Below are 1,692 nucleotides of genomic sequence, written 5' to 3' on the forward strand. Positions count from 1 at the left end.
GAGGTTCTTTAGGTGAGTTTCAAAGATAGAAGTAAAAAATCATTAGATGAAAAAAAAATTGATGATTTTATTAATAAAGCTGACAAAACTGATGTGGAAGTAAAATCTGATAATGAGGCTTTAGATCCTAAAGCGGCAAGAAAAAGGCAGCTTGGAATTAAGGTTAATCCTTACGAATATCAGAAATTAGAAGCGCTTGCAGAGCAGTTAGATCGAAGTATTGCTTCCACTATGCGTTATGCGATAAATAAAGCGATACGTGAAGAACTAAAAGATATGTAAAAGACATAAAAAATGGTCTTTTATAATAAAAGGTTGACCTTGCTGGTATTTCGAGTATTAGCAAGGGCTTGTATATGATAAAACTTAGGAAAAATTAAACCATATGAAGGTAAGGGTTCTGTCGCATAATTCCCCCCTTCCCGACGTTATCTGCTATCATAATTCTAAGGGTGATGTTGTTCTTTGCGACAGAACCACAACAAGAACGTAACGGTAAACGCTGTTATATCCATTACAGGCGGGTCTTTCGGTCCTATTGCATTCGCTGAAAATCCTGTAAATGGAGCTTTAACGAGCGGGTATTTTCTATTTTTGCGTGTTAGAAAGAACGAACAGGGCGTACTTTAGCTGCGGTAATAACATTCTTATAATCTGGATAATCCTCAACATCAGTAGAACCAAATATCATCAACCACGCACGCTCGGCATTGTCCTCTGTTGAGGACCAAAAAAGAGGTGTGCCACTGCGATGGAATCCTGGTAAGTCGCTTCGATAGACTACATAGTATATTTCTTTTAAAGAACCTATAGAGGGTAAGTGCCAACCAGAAATGCCGTTATTTGAGTAACTAGCTGCTACATGTGCTGCTGATTTCACACCGGCGATAGTGCAGTCGGCAGTTAAAATTGCATCTGTATTTGCTTTACCATCCCCTATATTTTTCCCTCGTGCACCAGTAATAGCGTTTCCAAAGCATCCCCATGGTGAGGCCGGCAAATCTTCTAAGCCAACTTCTAAACCATGTTTTCCATCGTCAGTAGTGTAATAGACAATCCCGCCAGCAGGGCCTGTATCCCCCACTTTGTAGGTGTACTCACAAGATTCCTGCTGAAGATACTCACTGTCTTTACAAAGCTTCAGGCTCCGAAACTCTGTTTTCATTTTATCCTCTTCAGCTGGGTATGATAAGATCGTAGTTTTATCGTTTATCGTTTATTGTTGAGACTTTACCATTAATAGTCTCTAAATCAGTTGTAGTATCTACTATAGAAACTGGAATATTGGAAGGGAGAGCTGAAAATTCACCAGAGCTCTCAGCACTCTTGTTTTCTTCCAGATTAACCCGATTGGCAATGTGTCCCCCGTTAGCAAACCCAATAGATGAGGCTAACAAAGCACTTGTAATAACTATAGTTTTCATGAATGATCTTCTTTTAATTAACTGTAAGGCAACTCGGCTTCTAGTTGGTTCTGTCACAAAAGCTTATCGTGAGTGTAGCAAATGATTGTAACTGATTTTTAGGTTCTATCATCGCATAAACTGGCTCTATGTGAATCTTAGGGTTCTGTCGGATAACGCCCCCCTTCCCGACGTTATCTGCTATCATAATTCTCAATTTCAATATAAAGGTGGATCATATGCTCAGTTTCAAAGGCACTCACTTTCAAAAAGATGTCATTCTTTATGC

The 1,692-nt window shown here is 39.2% G+C and carries 3 protein-coding genes; 1 reads left to right on the top strand and 2 read right to left on the bottom strand.

What is annotated here, in order from left to right:
• Positions 1 to 12: 12 nt before the first annotated feature.
• The gene (locus CDZ78_RS20050; RefSeq protein ID WP_087871533.1) at positions 13 to 282 is read left to right on the top strand and encodes a hypothetical protein; all 270 of its coding nucleotides are present in this window, start codon (positions 13 to 15) and stop codon (positions 280 to 282) included.
• A 319-nt stretch (positions 283 to 601) separates the two neighbouring features.
• On the opposite strand, the gene CDZ78_RS20055 is transcribed toward CDZ78_RS20050, so the two are convergent.
• Positions 602 to 1,165 carry an Lcl C-terminal domain-containing protein gene (locus tag CDZ78_RS20055; protein ID WP_087871534.1) on the bottom strand — a complete coding sequence of 188 codons (564 nt, stop codon included), beginning with the start codon at positions 1,163 to 1,165 and terminating at the stop codon, positions 602 to 604.
• Between the two features lie 37 nt (positions 1,166 to 1,202).
• Entirely contained in the window at positions 1,203 to 1,424 is a 222-nt protein-coding gene (locus CDZ78_RS20060) for a hypothetical protein (RefSeq protein WP_087871535.1), read from the bottom strand.
• Between the last annotated feature and the right edge of the window lie 268 nt (positions 1,425 to 1,692).

Origin of the sequence: Bathymodiolus platifrons methanotrophic gill symbiont (genome assembly GCF_002189065.1) — a bacterium.
In the GTDB taxonomy this organism is placed as follows: domain Bacteria; phylum Pseudomonadota; class Gammaproteobacteria; order Methylococcales; family Methylomonadaceae; genus Methyloprofundus.

Bases quoted from the DNA above. Each gene is read 5' to 3' on its own strand.
- CDZ78_RS20055 (WP_087871534.1), bottom strand. From the start codon at position 1,165: ATGAAAACAGAGTTTCGGAGCCTGAAGCTTTGTAAAGACAGTGAGTAT.
- CDZ78_RS20060 (WP_087871535.1), bottom strand. From the start codon at position 1,424: ATGAAAACTATAGTTATTACAAGTGCTTTGTTAGCCTCATCTATTGGG.